The sequence below is a fragment of the Pseudoclavibacter sp. RFBA6 genome (genome assembly GCF_002931575.1).
In the GTDB taxonomy this organism is placed as follows: Bacteria; Actinomycetota; Actinomycetes; order Actinomycetales; family Microbacteriaceae; genus Pseudoclavibacter; species Pseudoclavibacter terrae.
In genome coordinates this window covers 180,791-197,064 of the sequence record NZ_PSUA01000012.1, presented here as the reverse complement: position 1 = coordinate 197,064, position 16,274 = coordinate 180,791, and the positions used below count along the sequence as shown (strand labels likewise).

Annotated in this window: 15 protein-coding genes and 1 tRNA gene; 13 read left to right on the top strand and 3 right to left on the bottom strand. The window is 65.2% G+C overall.

What is annotated here, in order from left to right:
* Positions 1-26 precede the first annotated feature (26 nt).
* Entirely contained in the window at positions 27-2,771 is a 2,745-nt protein-coding gene (gene aceE / locus C5C17_RS10850) for a pyruvate dehydrogenase (acetyl-transferring), homodimeric type (protein ID WP_104253850.1), read from the bottom strand.
* 168 nt (positions 2,772-2,939) lie between these two features.
* Here aceE and C5C17_RS10845 point away from each other — a divergent pair, with 168 nt between their 5' ends.
* From C5C17_RS10845 to C5C17_RS10790, 12 genes are all read left to right on the top strand, one after another.
* Positions 2,940-3,434 carry a redoxin domain-containing protein gene (locus tag C5C17_RS10845; RefSeq protein ID WP_146079147.1) on the top strand — a complete coding sequence of 165 codons (495 nt, stop codon included), beginning with the start codon at positions 2,940-2,942 and terminating at the stop codon, positions 3,432-3,434.
* Positions 3,425-3,500 (top strand) — tRNA-Val (locus C5C17_RS10840). Before C5C17_RS10845 ends, C5C17_RS10840 begins: the two co-directional genes overlap by 10 nt.
* Positions 3,501-4,595: 1,095 nt before the next feature.
* On the top strand, positions 4,596-6,083 hold the full coding sequence (locus tag C5C17_RS10835; RefSeq protein ID WP_104253394.1) for a hypothetical protein: 1,488 nt from the start codon (positions 4,596-4,598) through the stop codon (positions 6,081-6,083).
* Positions 6,084-6,123: 40 nt separating this feature from the next.
* The gene (locus C5C17_RS10830; protein WP_146079146.1) at positions 6,124-6,564 is read left to right on the top strand and encodes a hypothetical protein; all 441 of its coding nucleotides are present in this window, start codon (positions 6,124-6,126) and stop codon (positions 6,562-6,564) included.
* Positions 6,565-6,668: 104 nt separating this feature from the next.
* Positions 6,669-7,022, top strand: a complete 354-nt coding sequence (locus tag C5C17_RS10825) for a hypothetical protein (protein WP_104253392.1) — start codon at positions 6,669-6,671, stop codon at positions 7,020-7,022.
* Between the two features lie 855 nt (positions 7,023-7,877).
* On the top strand, positions 7,878-8,282 hold the full coding sequence (locus C5C17_RS10820) for a hypothetical protein (RefSeq protein WP_104253391.1): 405 nt from the start codon (positions 7,878-7,880) through the stop codon (positions 8,280-8,282).
* A 330-nt stretch (positions 8,283-8,612) separates the two neighbouring features.
* Positions 8,613-8,789 (top strand): hypothetical protein, encoded by a 177-nt coding sequence (locus C5C17_RS18605; RefSeq protein WP_181028555.1) that lies wholly within the window; start codon positions 8,613-8,615, stop codon positions 8,787-8,789.
* 405 nt (positions 8,790-9,194) lie between these two features.
* Positions 9,195-9,422 (top strand): hypothetical protein, encoded by a 228-nt coding sequence (locus C5C17_RS10810; RefSeq protein WP_104253389.1) that lies wholly within the window; start codon positions 9,195-9,197, stop codon positions 9,420-9,422.
* Between the two features lie 52 nt (positions 9,423-9,474).
* Complete coding sequence (locus C5C17_RS10805; protein ID WP_104253388.1) at positions 9,475-9,735, top strand: hypothetical protein; 261 nt, start codon at positions 9,475-9,477, stop codon at positions 9,733-9,735.
* Between the two features lie 154 nt (positions 9,736-9,889).
* Positions 9,890-10,177 carry a hypothetical protein gene (locus C5C17_RS10800; protein ID WP_104253387.1) on the top strand — a complete coding sequence of 96 codons (288 nt, stop codon included), beginning with the start codon at positions 9,890-9,892 and terminating at the stop codon, positions 10,175-10,177.
* A 228-nt stretch (positions 10,178-10,405) separates the two neighbouring features.
* Complete coding sequence (locus C5C17_RS10795; RefSeq protein ID WP_146079145.1) at positions 10,406-11,671, top strand: helix-turn-helix domain-containing protein; 1,266 nt, start codon at positions 10,406-10,408, stop codon at positions 11,669-11,671.
* Between the two features lie 318 nt (positions 11,672-11,989).
* Positions 11,990-12,619 (top strand): hypothetical protein, encoded by a 630-nt coding sequence (locus C5C17_RS10790; protein ID WP_104253385.1) that lies wholly within the window; start codon positions 11,990-11,992, stop codon positions 12,617-12,619.
* Between the two features lie 119 nt (positions 12,620-12,738).
* On the opposite strand, the gene C5C17_RS10785 is transcribed toward C5C17_RS10790, so the two are convergent.
* A complete protein-coding gene (locus tag C5C17_RS10785) occupies positions 12,739-13,395 on the bottom strand; it encodes a hypothetical protein (protein WP_104253384.1) in 657 nt (218 codons plus the stop codon).
* A gap of 603 nt (positions 13,396-13,998) precedes the next feature.
* Between C5C17_RS10785 and C5C17_RS10780 the strand changes: the two genes are divergently transcribed.
* Positions 13,999-14,928 (top strand): helix-turn-helix domain-containing protein, encoded by a 930-nt coding sequence (locus tag C5C17_RS10780; protein WP_104253383.1) that lies wholly within the window; start codon positions 13,999-14,001, stop codon positions 14,926-14,928.
* A gap of 239 nt (positions 14,929-15,167) precedes the next feature.
* Here C5C17_RS10780 and C5C17_RS10775 read toward each other — a convergent pair whose 3' ends face one another.
* A complete protein-coding gene (locus C5C17_RS10775) occupies positions 15,168-16,013 on the bottom strand; it encodes a hypothetical protein (RefSeq protein WP_146079144.1) in 846 nt (281 codons plus the stop codon).
* Between the last annotated feature and the right edge of the window lie 261 nt (positions 16,014-16,274).

The window sequence follows — 16,274 nt, the reverse complement described above, 5'->3', positions numbered from 1 at the left end:
AGGTGGCGAGCAGGGGAGGAGGGCCGTTAGGCGTCTCCGCCCGCGCTGCCGCTCGTGCCGGCCTTCGGGTTGTGCAGGTCGTACTTGTCGATGGCCTCCTGCACGACCGAGCGGTCGAGCTTGCCCTGCGTCGCGAGGCGCTCGAGGGCGCGGACGACGACGGAGTGGCTGTCGATGAGGTAGTAGCGACGAGCTGCTGGACGAGTGTCGGAGATGCCGAAGTCGTCGGCGCCGAGCGTCGTGAAGTCGTTCTTCACGAACGGACGGATCTGGTCCTGCACGGCGTGCGAGAAGTCGCTCACCGCGATGACCGGGCCCTCAGACGCCTGGAGCTTGTCCGTGACGAAGGGAACCTTCGGCTCCTCGTTCGGGTGCGTCCAGTTGTACTCCTCGGCTCGGAGGCCGTCGCGACGGAGCTCGTTCCAGGACGTGACCGACCAGACCTCGGCGGCAACGCCCCAGTCCTTCTCGAGTAGCTCCTGCGCCTCGAGAACCCACGGCACACCCACGCCAGACGCGAGCAGCTGCACGCGCGGCCCGGAGGCCTCGGTTCCCTTGAGGTAGTAGATGCCCTTGAGGATGCCCTCGACGTCGACGTTCTCCGGCTCAGCTGGCTGCGCCATCGGCTCGTTGTACACCGTGAGGTAGTACATGACGTTCGGGTCCTGCTTCGGGTTCTCCGACTGGGAGTCCGGGCCGTACATCCGCTCGATGCCTGCCTGCATGATGTGTGCGAGCTCGTAGGCGTAGGCGGGGTCGTAGGTGATGACTGCCGGGTTGGTTGCGGCGATGATCGGAGAGTGGCCGTCCATGTGCTGCAGGCCTTCGCCGGCGAGGGTCGTGCGTCCGGCGGTGGCTCCGATGAGGAAGCCGCGCGAGAGCTGGTCGGCTGCCGCCCACATGGCGTCCGCCGTGCGCTGGAACCCGAACATCGAGTAGTACATGTAGATCGGGATCATGGCTTCGCCGTGCGTCGAGTACGACGAACCGGCTGCCGTGAACGCACCCATGGCGCCGGCCTCGTTGATGCCGACGTGGTTGATCTGACCCTGTTCGCTCTCGCGGTAGGCGAGGAGCAGTTCGCGGTCGACCGACATGTAGTGCTGGCCGTTGGGGTTGTAGATCTTCGCTGTCGGGAAGAACGCGTCGACGCCGAACGTGCGGGCCTCGTCCGGGATGATCGGGACGATGCGCGCGCCGAAGTCCTTGACGCGCATGAGGTCCTTGAGGAGGCGGACGAACGCCATCGTCGAGGCGATCTCCTGCGTGCCTGAGCCCTTCTTGACCGACGCGTACGTCTTGTCTTCCGGCACTGCGATCTGCGTGAACTTCGAGCGACGCTCCGGCACGAAGCCGCCGAGCTCGCGGCGACGCTCCTGCATGTACTGGATGGCCTCGTTGTCCGCACCGGGGTGGTAGTACGGCGGCTGGTAGACGTCGGCTTCGAGCGCTGCGTCCGAGATGGGGATGTGCAGCTGGTCGCGGAACGCCTTCAGGTCGGGAAGCGTGAGCTTCTTCATCTGGTGCGTCGCGTTGCGGCCCTCGAAGTGCGGTCCGAGGCCGTAGCCCTTGATCGTGTGGGCGAGGATGACGGTCGGCTGGCCCTTGTGCTCGGTGGCCGCCTTGTAGGCCGCGTAGACCTTGCGGTAGTCGTGGCCGCCTCGCTTGAGGCCCCAGATCTCGTCGTCGCTGTAGTTCTCGACGAGCTTGAGCGCCTCTGGGTCGCGTCCGAAGAAGTTGTCGCGGACGAATCCACCCGACTCCGTCTTGTACGTCTGGAAGTCGCCGTCCGGCGTCTCGTTCATGAGCGTGCGGAGCGCGCCCTTGTCGTCGCGCTCGAGCAGCGAGTCCCACTCGCGGCCCCAGACGACCTTGATGACGTGCCAGCCGGCGCCGCGGAAGAAGCTCTCGAGCTCCTGGATGATCTTGCCGTTTCCGCGGACGGGGCCGTCGAGGCGCTGCAGGTTGCAGTTGACGACGAAGGTGAGGTTGTCGAGGTTCTGGTTGGCTGCGACCTGCAGCTGACCACGCGACTCGACCTCATCCATCTCGCCGTCGCCCAGGTACGCCCACACGTGCGAACCGGAGGCGTCCTTGATGCCGCGGTTGGTGAGGTACTTGTTGAACTGCGCCTGCCAGATCGCGTTGAGCGGCCCGATACCCATCGAGACGGTCGGGAACTGCCAGAAGTCCTTCATGAGGCGCGGGTGCGGGTACGACGGCATGCCGAACGGAGCAGCGGACTGCTCCTGGCGGAAGCCGTCGAGCTGCTCAGAGGAGATCTGCCCCTGCAGGAAGGCACGCGAGTAGTTGCCGGGGGAGGCGTGGCCCTGGAAGAAGACCTGGTCGGGTCCGTCCGCGTGGTCGTAGCCCTTGAAGAAGTGGTTCAGGCCCACTTCGTAGAGCGTCGCCTGCGACGCGTAGGAGGAGATGTGGCCGCCGACTGCGACCCCTTCGCGCTGCGCGCGCTGCACCGTCATGGCCGCGTTCCAGCGGATCCACGAACGGTACGTGCGCTCCAGCGACTCGTCACCGGGGAACTCTGGCTCATCCTCGGGCGCAATCGAGTTCACGTAGTCGGTGGTTGGAACCATGGGAACGCCGAGGTGGCGCTCCCGAGACCGCTCAAGAAGGCTGAGCATGATGTCTCGTCCGCGCTGGTGTCCCTGCGCGTCTACGACCGCATCGAGCGATTCGCGCCATTCGGCGGTCTCCTCGGGGTCGCTGTCAACGTAATGCTCTGAGTACGGATCCTGGTTGTTAACAGCCACCGTCGACCTCATTTCGTTCCGGGTTCGTCACGTCAATGGCGCACGCCAGGTTATGACGCGCAGTCCACCCGCTAGCCTATCTATGGTTTGTGCGATGCACACGCAGGTTGAGGGGAATCCTTGTCGAAGCGCGCACAACCGAACATCGTGAGTGGAGAGGGCCTGATCGTGAGCGAATTCGCGCCGCCACTCGAATCCATCTCCCTGGTCGATCATCGCGGCGGGATGCGCGTCGTCGCGGGCCCGGCAGCGTCGGCTCGGCTGCTCGTGTTCGTGCCAGGGGCGTTCACACCCGTGTGCGCCGATGAGGTTCGAGAGCTCGTCGAGCTGGTCGACTCGGCTCGGAATACGGGGAGATCCAGCGCCCTCGCTCCAGGCTTCGAGGTCTTCGTCGTCGCTACCGACAGTGCGGCGACGCTGAGAGCCTGGCTGCAGGACCTCGGCGCTGACGGAGTGCTCACCGGGTGCAGCGACTTCTGGCCGCACGGGCGGGCCGCGCGCGCCTACGGCGCATTCGACGAGGGTTCTGGCGCAGCCACGCGCCGCACCTTCCTGCTGCGAGCGGATGGCAGCTACCGTCTCGTCGCGTCCGCTCACCCGGGGGAGGCGCGTGTTCGAGCGGACCACGCTGCCGCGCTACACTTGCTCGCCGAGGGCCTTTAGCTCAGCTGGTAGAGCGCCACGTTTACACCGTGGATGTCGTCGGTTCGATCCCGGCAGGGCCCACCACTCTGTATTCCTGGTCAGAGCGCGTTGGCGCCGAGGTTGTCGCTCCCAGGCTCTCGACCGACCAGCGGCGAGGCGGCCGGGTGACGCGGTGCGCCTTGCGGTGGTGCTGCGTGTGTCCCGCCGCCGAAATCGAATCCGGGTGCGCGGACGGGTGGGGAGTCGCTCGCCGGCATGTGCGGGGCCGCGGAAGACATCACCGAGAACGTTCACGTCGAACGTGACCAACCTTGACAGCAAGGACTTCGTGATCAAGTAGCCGAGACCGCGGTAGGCACTTGCACCCGCAGGCCCATGGCGGCTCGGGTGCGAGTTTGCCAGGCTCCGTTCGTGCGCAAACCGACGCCGGGCCACCGGCATGCCGTTGCCGGGGAATGCGCGCCAAGGTCCAGGCCAATTCGCGCGACTGATAGCGCATAGCGACCCTTCTCCGTCTGTATCGCGCCAAAGAGCGTCTTCGTCTCGTCGGGTTCCAAGCTCGTAGCTAGGCTCGCGCAGTCGAACTCCGGACGGTCGTCTCGACCAGCCGCGGTGAGAATCCGGTGACCCGGTGGGCGCCCCGTTCCGCCGATGCAGGTCAGGCGCACCATGCCGACGCGGCGCCGGTGACGAAACGAACGGAAACTGATGCGAATCCCCGCCACACGCTTGCTCTCTGCCCTGGTGCTGAGCGCAGCCCTCATCGGCACGACGTTGACACCCGCTGTCGCTGCCACGCTGGACTCGGCAACGATACCCAAGGTAGTAACTTGCACGCCAGCGAGCACAGGTGCGCCGACGCCCCGCGCAGCGGCGACTCCGACCGGGAACGGTTGTTCATCACATACGGCGCCGACGAACGCGACGGCACGGCAAGCTGCAGTAACCACCACCGGGACAACGACCGCGAACCCCGTTCCGACTCCACTGGACGTGACCACGGCAACCGCGACGCCAACAACGTCGAGCCCTGTCCAGACGCCTCCCGATGTGCCCACGCCATCCGCGACGCCGAAGCCCCTGCCATCACCCACCATGACGCTGAACGATCCTCCAAAGACGACTCCCGATCCGGTTGAATCGCTCCCGCCGGACAGCGCCCAAGAAGGTGACCCCTCAGTGCCGGAGCAGCTGCGCGCAGCGAGCCCAGAGAGCGCCCAGTGCTACGGATCGTCCAGCCTGAACTGGATCTGCAGCGGACCTTTCCAGAACGCCGTCCCCGGCTGGAACATCATCAACAACGCCGAAGGAGGCATGACCTCAGCCGGCATCGCGACCGCGGGCGGCGTGCACCAGCTGTACCTGAGCCGTAGCGTCACGATCCCCGCATCCGGATCGGTGCAGCTCGCCTCTCCCGTAGGTAAGCCCTACCCGGACGCAAAGCTCGGCCGCCTCGTCATGGACGCGCAGATCGGCGGCATTGACGGCAAGCTCACCCAGCGCCCCGACCTGACCGACCCACGTCAGCTCTGGGTCTTCACCCGGGACGCGGCCGGCGCGGCCAAGACTGTCGCCCAGAACGCCCCCATCGTGTCGCTCGACAAGCCCCGCCCGGGCGCGACATCGATCTTCTGGCTCGGTTCGAACAACCTCGACGACATGGCCCGCGTCAAGGACGACACCGCCCGCATGATTGAGCTGCACCAGGCGACTTCCAACGCGCCGTTCTACGTCGTCGAGCTGCCGCCGGCCTGGGGCGGTAACGAGCACCCTGTGACCGCCAACCGGAAGAGCCTCAACGCTTGGATCAAGCAGAACTACGGAGAGCGCGTCATTCCTCTCGCCGACTACCTTTCGAACGGGGCCCTCTACGACGCTGGAATCACACGCACCCAGGCTGACCTCGATGCCATCGCTCGAGGCGTCAATCCTCGCTCGTTCTGGATGTCGGCCACCGACCTCACGCACATGAACAGCACTGGTCAAAATGTCGCGGCCCGTTACTTCGCCAGGTTCGTCCGTGACGACGAGACTTACAGCAAGGCGTACTCCCGCTTCAACGCGCAGTCGACTATGAACGTCAGCGTCAATGGGGGACAGGTGACCGTCTCCGGCCACGCCTTCGACTACTCGGACCTGTTCCAGTCGATACCGGTCGGGATCACCGTCAACGGCGCGTGGAACGCGACGATGGCCTCCGGCGCATCGACCAACCTGTTCGCGTACGGCATCCCCGGTCGCCACTCCTACTCGATGACGTTCAACCTGAACCCGGGCAAGCACTTCATCTGCTCCGTGGGCGTCAACTTCGGTGCCGGAAACGACTATTTCCCGGCGTGCCAGACGGTCACCGTCCAGAAGGCTGCTGCGCCCATCGGGCAGGTGATGGATGCACCCGCGTCGAACCGAATGCACCAGTTCGCCGGGTGGACGTACACGCCGGGCAACCCGGCCCGCTCGATCCCCGTAGCGATCCTCGTCGACGGGAAATGGCACCACGCCATCACAGCCAACCGGGACTCGCCCTACCTCAAAGGCGTCCCCGGTAAGCACGCCTTCTGGACAGCGGCTGCCTTCGCTCCCGGTAAGCACTCCATGTGCGCCGTCGCGATCGAGTCCGACACCAACATGACCAACCTCGGTTGCAAGGACTTCGTCATCAAGTAGCGCTGAGCAGTCTCGTCGCTTCGGCCCTGCATAGATGGGCATGAACCCATCCAGTCCCGTCGCCTCCGCTCCGCACGCCGGCGGCATCCTCCTGTTGCGGCGCACGTTCGATGCGGTCTTCATCTGGCTCGGGGCTCTCCTGCTCGCCTTCGCGGCCGGTTCCGCCCTCAACCTGCCCACCAGCGACACCGTCATGTTCACCATCACGGCGACGAACACGGGGACGAAGACCATCGGCAACGGGCGCATCGACGACACCGCAGGCGACGAGCTCGGCGGGACCCTCTCCTGCCCCGGCGCGCCCCTCGAACTGAGGAAGAAGCTGTCCTGCAACACAGACATCGCTGGGAAAGCCGACTCGGCTCAGGCAACTCGAATCATCTCCGGCGTTCTCGTCGGTGCTGCATCCCTGACCGCGGGAATCCTTGTGCTCCGGTTCCCCAGGCGGCCCAGCGTCACAGAGACGGGGCCCGAGGCATGAAGGACCGTTTTGCGCCGAAACCCCTCCATCTCCCGTCATTCCATCCCAGCGATCGTGTCGCTCGTCCGCACCGGTCCAAGCCATCCCTACGTTGAGGCCCGCTCATGAAACGAACCACCGCCATCACCTCAGCCGCAGCGATCACCGTCACGCTCCTCGCGACGGCCGCGCTCACCGTCAACGCCCGCCAGCAGCTTCCCGTCAGCGACGCCGTCACGTGCACCATCACCGCTAAGGGAGCCGAAGACGGCGCAGAAGAGATCAAGCATCTGCGCATCGACACCGTGGACTGCGGCAGCTTCCGAGTCGCCGACCCGATCCTCATCGACGCCGGGACCCGCGCTGACCTCTACCGTTCGATCGAGACCGGGCAGACATACACGTTCGACACTCGCGGTGACCGGATCGAGTTCCTCGGGCTAGTCCCCGGCATCGTCGCCGCGACTCCCGCCGGGTAGCGTCCGCGTGAGCGCGTGGCAGGACGTGCCCACCGCCGTCTGGTTGCTGGTCATGGTGCACTTCGTCCGCGCCGGCGACGACAGGTGGATCGTCGTCGACTCCGAAGCGCGAACGTGACGAGGAACGAGGCACCGTCTACCCGCGCGAGCTGGCGAACATGCGCGCTGGCATCGCGGACGTCCTGGATGCCGTGTCCCGCGTCGATGACGGCCCCGGGGCACGCGAGCGATGATCGACTGGTCGAAGTTCAGCGAGCAGCAGGAGCAGGACTGCAAGCGCCTCGTTGAGTACTCCGGCGAGGCCTAGCCGCACTCGTGCTCGGCGGACTAGAGGTGACATGGTCCTCCTTCACGCCGGGCACGTGTGTGCCGGTACTGGCCGTCGTGACACCAGGCGGTCTTCGTTCGGCGGGTGTGCCGGTGACTGACCTGAAGCCCCTCCGGCCGTGGCCGCACCGGTCACTGCAGACCCCCGCTGACATCACCCATCTTCATGTAGTGAATGCTCAGTCCGCGCGACAGTTTGCGACGATCTTCTGCCTTCTTGCGCCCGAACGGCGGCAACGCCGTAGCACGGGATCCAGCTATGCCTACGGTGAACGCTGCTTCTGTGTTCCAGGGGCTTCACCGAGCTGGGTCGCAGGGCGCGAGCAGTGCGCCCGCGTTCACCAGAGGGTCCCGATGACACCACCAGGCCATGTCCACAATCCTGCAGGAGACACTGGCACACCCAGCCGTCGAGCGCTGCTGAAACGCGGCGCCTGGGCGGCACCCGTCGTTGCTCTCACCGTTGCGGCACCCCAAGCTGCGGCGTCAGTAGGGCAAGCGACGACACGCTTCAACACGACACCGCAGATGTTCATCCAGGGCTCCGCGTGGAGCCCGGCACTGAACGGCAGCGTTGTCCTTAGCTACCGGTTCGAGACCAAGTTCGAGAACATCTACCAGCCCCACGCCGTCACGATCCTCACCACCGACCTCGTGATTTCCTACCCATCCGCGTACATCGCTGACCTACCCCTCACCAATCTCAGCAACGGACTCGTCGAGGTTGGACGGGCCGTGAGCGGCGAAACGATCACCTTCAGATTGCGGCTCACGGAGACGATTGCGAACGCTGCGTCATCGTCCGACATGAGCTGGGTCGCCACTGCCGTCCCCGGCGTCTCAACCTCCCAGGCCGTCCCGTTCTCCGTCACGCTGACTTCGCCCCAGTCGTCCACGACACTCGAGCACTCCGGCACCAACCCGGCCTGGTAGCCGCTCGCTCCACCCCTGCAAGGTCACGCGTTCAGCGCGCGAATCGCCCTTCTTGGCAACCGGTGGGACCGACCGCCGCGCACAGTCCCCATGACCCACGAGGAGACTTGCCCTTGACCACATCTCTGACGCCTGCCGCGAGTTTGCCCGCAGCAACGGAGTCGCCCACGCGGGTACCGTCATCCCCATCGATTCGCTCCGGGAAGGCGACCGCGTAAACATGCGCCAGGTGATCGAGGCCCACATCGACCGCGCGGACTAAGACCTGAATAGCGCGGTCCGCGAGTTCATGCGCTTCTCGCCCCGTTCCCGACCGCCGTTCGCGCGGATGTGACGTTCACCGATCGCATCGGTCGCTTCGACGAGCCCGTGGAAGACTCGGACGTCGTGCGGGTCCGGGACTCCGCGATCTTCGAGAAGGACCACGTTGACCTGTCGGAGAGGCTCGACGACGACCTCGAGCAGATCAAGGACACCGCGGCCGAAGAGCGTAGCAAGCTCACGTAGGCCGAACAGAACAAGCTCACTACCCTCGGGCCGACGGTACCGGTTGCGGGAGCATGCGGAGATCGCGTTCGCCGCTAAGGAGTACCAGGTGATGTCGACCGACTTCAACCGCGAGTACCAGCTGACCATCTTGACGGTGGACCTCTCCGTCGACGAAGCGAAGGACATCCACTTCGAGGCGATGGACCGAGCCCGCGCCGCAGCCCACGCCACCATCGACCTGTGCCGGCAGGACCTCGCCGCCTACGCCGAGGACTACCGGCTCGACAAGGTCGACCACGTCGAGGTCCACACTCGCGCCGCGGACGCGTTTGAGGAAGAGCACGAGAACAGATACATCAACCGGATTTTCGACCGCGACGGCGAGGTCATCTACGGCTACGCGACCGGCAGGAGAGCGACGACGTGTACGAGCTCGCGGAGTTCGCCGAGCAGGGCATCTACTACCCGAACGCGAAGACGAACGATGCGAACCTGCTTCAGATGTCGAAGCTCGCCCGCGACGCCGCCACCTTTGGCATCGACCCGCAGTACACTTCCAAGGCACTGCAGGCATCGACCGGGACGTCCGGGAAGCTGCCGCTGTGGGACCCGAGTTCCGACCCGACCAGCGTCTTTCTCTTCGATGCCTGAGCTGATCGCCAGCCTGGACTAAACATCGTTCTGGATCGGTGTCGCGGCCGCCGTGCTCGTGCCGGCTCTGATCTTCGCGACCTGGTTCGCCGCCATATGCGTCTACGTCCTCGCCACCAACCGGCGCTTCGGGCTCGGCGGATGCATGGTCTGCGATCGGGCGCCCGTGTGCGAGATGAAGGAGAAGACGGAACTGCAGGTGCTGTTCCCGAAGCTCTGGAACAACCAGGTGCTGGCGCGGATGCCCGGGCATGGGAAGGCGTGGCGAGCGCACCGCTGGCGCCCCGACAACTGCGCCGCCCGAACCCGCTGAACCCGCCGACCGAAGTTTCACGCATACAAAAGGATTGGCTCGCTATGACGACTGCAGCAAGTTCAGGACGTGAAGCCGCCCGCGGCAACGGCACCACGGGAGGCCAGTTTGGCATCCAGGACCACAGACTGCCCGCGGCCGCTCCCCAGTCGACTTGAACGAGCTCGAGGCAACCCGCATCCAGGTGTTCAAGCCGCAGGCGACGTGCGTGAGGAACATGGCGGTGACGACCGCCGCGATCCACCGCGACGTCGGTTTCGAGGACCTGTCGCGGTCCGAACGGCGTGCGCACCAGCACGTGGACAAGGACCGCGGCTGGATCCTCGACGAGCTCCCGCGGGATGACCGAGGCGAGATGAACGGTCTGGAAGCCCTGTGGCAGGTTGCAATAGCTTCGAATACCCCTGACCAGACTGGAGGATCCGGGCCGGGGCCTCCCTGACCGCGATCGCAGCACAGCAGCGCATCAACGTCCTAGCCGCCAGTCACGGGCTCGACTTCGACCCCCGCGACGGCGGAACGCTCACCCCCGCACCTTCGGGGACGGACGCGCCCCGCTGAGCAACCGTCACGCGCGTTTGGAGCGCGCGCGGGGATCCGGAGCGCGCCCATCCGCAGACGTGACCGGATTAGCTGTCAGTTCGTCAAGGGTCTAGTTGCAACTGGTGTCGTGTGTATCGACCCGTTGAGAAAGACTGGTCGAAATTTGAGAAGAACTGGTCGGGTACCGCGGGATCAGCCATTTCGCGACAGTGCCGACGTGTACGTGACGCAAAATGAACGCTTGCATGTCGGGAGACGTGTCAGCGCTCGCATCGGGACCGGATGCATGTCTTTGCACGCGCATACGCTTGCCGGAACTTCTCACTGGAGGTGGAATGTGCATGAAGCGAGCGCTTATGGAGCGGCAGCGGGTGCTGTCACGCGTGAAGTCGTCCTCGATGACGACGCCGCGATCGAGTGGGTCGCCGCACTCGGCTGGGTGGCTGAGCCCATCAACTCGCGCTTCCAGGTTGTCGCTGACCTGATCCGAACCGACAGCTTCGCGATCGGCCGCATCTGGCACACGCCAGCTCACCTCTCGTTCGTCGTCGACGACGAGGCCCCGCCGGACCTGTTCCACTCGGTGTACGGCATCGAAGGCACCCAGATACTGACGTCCGACACCGAACGAGTCGATCTGCACCCCGGACAGATGCACGTGCAATCCTTCGGGGAACCACTCACGATCACCTCCCACGAGCCAGTCGCACGCCTGTTCTTCGTCTCCAGCTGGGCCCGCTTGCGAGACTTCGAAGGAAACGTCCCTGAACCGCACACAGGGCTGTTCGGCGCATCCAACGCACACCGGGAAATCTTCACCAGCGCAGCACACGCAGCACTGAACTCCATGACCACCGTCGAAGGCGCAGGATTCAACCGCGTCAGAACCGGGCTCGACCAGCTCTTCGCCGGCGTACTCGCCGATGACGCGCCGGCACGACCCAGGCGAACGCGCGGGGTCGGAACCTCGGGAGAGAGGAGAGATGGCCTCCGAGTCACGCCATCGCTGCTTCGGCGCGCGTCGCAGCGGATCGAAGCCTCCGCCAGCGACGTCACCTTCGACGCTGGCAAGCTCGCGCGGGACCTCGGAGTCTCCACGGCGAGTCTGTATCGGGCGTACGAAGACACAAACCTGACGCCGGCCTCACAGCTTCGACGGGTTCGAGCTCGGCTCGCGCGAGACCTGTTGGAGGCACCGGGAGAATTCGGTGACGTCGACACCCAAGATTTGAAGCGCATCGCTGCGGCTGCCGGTTTCGGCTCGGTGCGTGCCATGCGTCGTGCGCTGGACGGGAAGCAGGATAGCGAGCACGAGGGGCAGTCCGGCGCTGACGGCGACATGCCTGGTCTGACTACGGGCCTCATCGGCGACGCCAACATTCCCGTTGCCTGAGAAAGACCGACCGGAAAGTCGGTCGTTATCAGAAAGCGAAACGCGCATGTGGTCAGTGCTTCTCAATCTGAGTGCTGATTCTTCTCCGAGATTGAACCCGAGTGGGGCGTCAGATAGCTTGCAGGAGGGGTTCCGGTTTCGTCCGAAAGGGCCGTGCGCTTGGTGGTAGCGAACTTGCGTTCGGGCTGACATGCAATGCCGTAATGACCTGGGATCTCCGACCGATGGCAGCTTGCCAATAATCCCTCACGGTCTCGTTCAAGTGGACCGCTGTGGTCTATTCGCGATCCAAATTCAGCGACAGAGAAAGAGCACACATTGACAAAGAACACTTCTGAGAACCACGGCGCGGCCGGGGACACGACGCGTCGTCGGGTCCTGCAGACGGCGGCCTGGACGGTGCCGGTGATCGCGATGACCACCGCAGCTCCAGCATTCGCGGCATCGCCGCCGCGAACGTTCGAGATCCAGTCCGGCTTCGGCGTGGGCTGGTATCCAGCGACGCAAGGGTCGTCGACCAACGGCGCGCTCCAGTACGACGCGAAGAGCCCGGGGCAGTATCTGCGCGTGGCAGGAACACAGCCCGGAGACGTGCTCTCGAACATCTACTACGAGGTGCTCATCTCCACCGGGTGGCCAGCCCCGACCTTCGCGCCGATCCCTGGCTCGAACACCGCGTGGTCAACACTCGCCAACACGGGCACGACGACCGTCGTCGCTGGCGTCACCTACCGCGTCTATCGCTCGAGCTACACCGGCACCGTGACCGCGACAGGGGCGACGACCAACATCCCGGTCGACTTCTTCTTCCGCTCACCAAGCCCGTACTACAGCGGTCAGACCGTGATCACGCGCCGCTACGTGACGGTCAACAGCACCCCAGTCCAGGTATTCAGGAACCCAACCCCGATCAACAACACGAACACCACCACGTACCCCACGCCGTAACTCCTGGCGTCAACAGCCAGAGCGCTCGAGCAGATCCCGGACCTGTGAGACCAGAGAGGGGGCCAAGACTGCAGCAGTCTTGGCCCCCTTTCTCGGTTCCCGAGATGCCCGTTGCGAGGCTACGAGCGGCAGCCGGCCGCGGAGATGCGGGGGAGTCCGATCCGGATGTCGTCGTTCGTGCGGTTGGGGTTGTTGGTCACCCCTGGCACGAGGAAGACGATCGCGAACGTCACGGCGGCGTTGCTGGGGGCCGTCCAGGTGAACGAGTGGGTCTGCCCGCCGCTGAGGTTGTTCGTCGGGCCGCCGGCGGTCGGCTTCGTGATGCCCGCCCAGTGGGTGGTCCCGTTGATGCGCATGTTCAGGGTCTGCGAGTCAGTCAGCGTGGTGTTCGTGTTGGTGACGAACGTGAAGGTGTAGGCCGTCCCGCTGACCGGGACGAACACCGTCGACCACTGCACGGTCGTGGTGCCGCCCTGCAGGTTCCTGTCCTGCACGGACAGGAACGAGTTCGCGTTGTTCTCGGGCAGCGCGAGGTATGTCCCGCCAACTCGGTTGTTGTAGGTCGGATCGGGGTGCACTCGCAACTGACCGGTTGTGATCGCCGTCCAGCTCGCCGCCGACGCGAACTGCGGGCACGGTGGAGACGCCGCTGCCATCGGGGCTGCGGCCGCGACGGCGATCACGGGGATGGACCAGGCAGCGCCGGCCACGATCGTGCGTCGCTTCATCGATCCTGGCGCGTCGGCCTGGCTCGAGCTGTCGAGAGAATCCGACATGAGTTTCCTTTCGTTGGTGAGCCCCGGCATTCCAACGGGAACTTCCGGCGGATACCGATCACGATGCACGCGAGGTGGCTCTATGAATTGCACGCCGAGAATCAAACGCCAATCCGAACGGTATCCACTTCACGCGCTCCGCGGGCGCTCAGAGAAAGAACGGCGGAAGAAATGGCACGCGAGCATTCGCGACGGCTCCGCTCGAATTGCCCGGGGGGTTTGGAGAGGTGCGGGTGCGAGAAATCTCGCGCGATCCTTTTGCGGCGAATTGCGCTCATTTTGCGTCAATCGGGCCTTTGTGGAATGGAAGCAACAATTCCTGCGGCATTCTGACTACCGCCGGTCGGTGGTGTGCTCTGGGGAGCCGCATCCGCGCGGGGATCTCGGGGGAGATCCGCGCACCACCCACCCGTGCTGGACTCCTGCGGGTCGACGGACCCCTTCGCTGGCCTGCGGGAGTCCCTCTCTCCGACGCAGCCGAGACGCAGCTCAGCACAAGCCGCGCATCGCGCCTGAGTCCTGTCGCCATCATTCCCACCTGAAGGCGGGACCAGTGTCACTGACGCCGCTGGGACACATCGTTCGAATCGATTTGGAGGACCCATGGAGCGCGTCGCTCGTGCCCACTACAACGAAGCCACCGGCTGGAGTCCCTTTCCTGGATACCGCACGCAGCAGTTCAGAATCCGCGGCCCGCTGCCCCCGGGCGTCGACAAGGTGCTCAGGGCCGGCGTGGACCTGCGTGCGCCCTCGGGTACCGCGACGATCGAGGCCTCGTTGCTGCGCTTCGACCGGTACCTGATCGTGCGGGGCGAGAGCTCGCCGATCGACCTTGTCTGGAAGCGCGAGCGCGCCTCAGCTCAGGGACGGACACTAGCGCTGTTCTTGGAGCGAGGATCGCTCGAAGTGGCTTCCAACCAGCGGAAGCTCCGTCTTGAAGCGGCGCAGATCGCGATCGTGCCACCCGGGGCCGGCCCAGTCGTCCTCCACGCCGGAGAGAAGATCGCCGGCGTCATCTTCTCCTTCGCGGCCAGCGAGCTCGCGCCGCTGCAGGCCAGGTGGTCTCACTCCGACGGTGGCGTGGTCCGCGAGGGCGTGCTCGCGCTTCTGGATGCAGTCACGAAAGCGCCGGCGGTGGCAGACCTTCAATCCGCGACCTCATTGCGGTCGTTGCTGCGCGCTGCCGCTCACTCATTGCTGGTCGAATCCACGCATGTCGCCAACCTGCGCGACACCGACACGCTCGCTCTGGTCAGGCTCATCGTCGAGAACCGATTCCAGGTCCCGGGCTTCTCCGTCGACGGCATCGCCCGAGAAGCGGGCCTCAGCCGGAGAGTCCTCGAGCGTCGCCTCCAGGTGGGTGGGTCTAGTGCAGCAGCGATCCTGCGCGAGCGACGCGTCCAGAACGCCGAAGCCCTGATGCGAGAACAGCCGGGACTACCTGCTCGAGAGGTCGCATCACAAAGCGGGTTCTCCTCACCCGTCACGTTGCGGCGAGCGCTCGCCTCGCAGCGCACCGGCCTCGAGTCCTGACCGTTGCTCACCGTCCCGGCGGGCCGTTGGGACAGCTGTTCTCAGATGTCGTGCCAACTGCACGAGCATGCGGTTCATCGCGCTCTCCAACATCGAGACCTGCTTCCGAGGCACCGAACCAGTAGCCCAGCACGCAACGCAGAACCGCCCCGATGAGTTACCTCGTCGGGGCGGTTCTGCGTTGGGGTGCGCCAACACCCAGGAAGACAACCGGGGGAGGCGCTCCGGGTGAACGGGTCTTAGCAGGCGATCTGCGCGGTGAACCTGATCGAGCTGACGGCGATGAAATGCCATCCCTGGTTCCCGTTGAACGACGTGTAGTCCATGGTGCTGCCGTTTGGGAACGAGTCGAAGCGGAACTCGTCCTGGTACTGCGCCTGCTCCATTGGGTTGGTGGGGAAGAGTCCACCGCTTCTACGGAACGGGTCGGCGAGCGTACCGGTTCCTGCTCCCTGATCGAGCGTCGGCTCCGAAACGATCGACGCAGGCGTGACGCTGAAGCCAACTGCGTCCCAGTAGGAGGCACGCCAGGCGGGCACCTCGACGGAGGTGATGTCGAAGATGTCGATCGCGACGTTCGTGGCGGAGATTGGCGCACCGGCTGCGTCGAAGAACTCGAAGGTCAGCGTCTGGCTATCGGTGCCCGGGCCGATGGGCGCGGTGGTGCCTTCCTTGCGCTGGTTCAGCACGATCGCGCCGGCCGGACCGAACCCGGAGTAGGTGTAGTCGCCGCTGCCATCGTCCGCGAAGTCGCCGTTCCAGCCGGAGCCGTTCTGGCTGAAGTTGTAGGACTGGCCATTTTGCGTGGTCGTCGTTCCGGGGGCCAGTGTTGACGTGATCCGCACGGTGTACGTGTCAGCTGTGTCGGGGCTCGTCGCGTTCAGCACCTTCACCGACCCCGAGTCCGAGTTCGTCGCGAACGCAGCGTCGAACTCGGCCGTCGGGCAGGCTGAGGCAGCTGCGAGCGGCACGGCGGTGGCCACGGCCATTACGGGGATTGACCAGGCGGCTCCCGCGACGAGTGTGCGCCTGCCGACGATGGCCGGAGCGGTGCGTGGTGTCGGGTCCTGCGTGGGGTCTGACATCCGAGGTCCTTTCGAGGACGAGAACGAGCTCCGCGCCGGGGGCACTCGCGTGGGGTGGGGGAGGGGTGATGCGGTGATGCCCGTGTCAGCATTGGGCGCTGCACGTCACAATTTGGCTTCCCAGTGAATCGTAGGGAGCCAGCAACGTGCGAATGGGTTCTGAGAAGAACTGTCGAGAAGGAAAAGCAGCGCGACTGAATGAGGCCGTGGGAAGTGGACTGGATCAGTTGTGGCGCCTGACCAGGGAAGATGAGCGCGAGC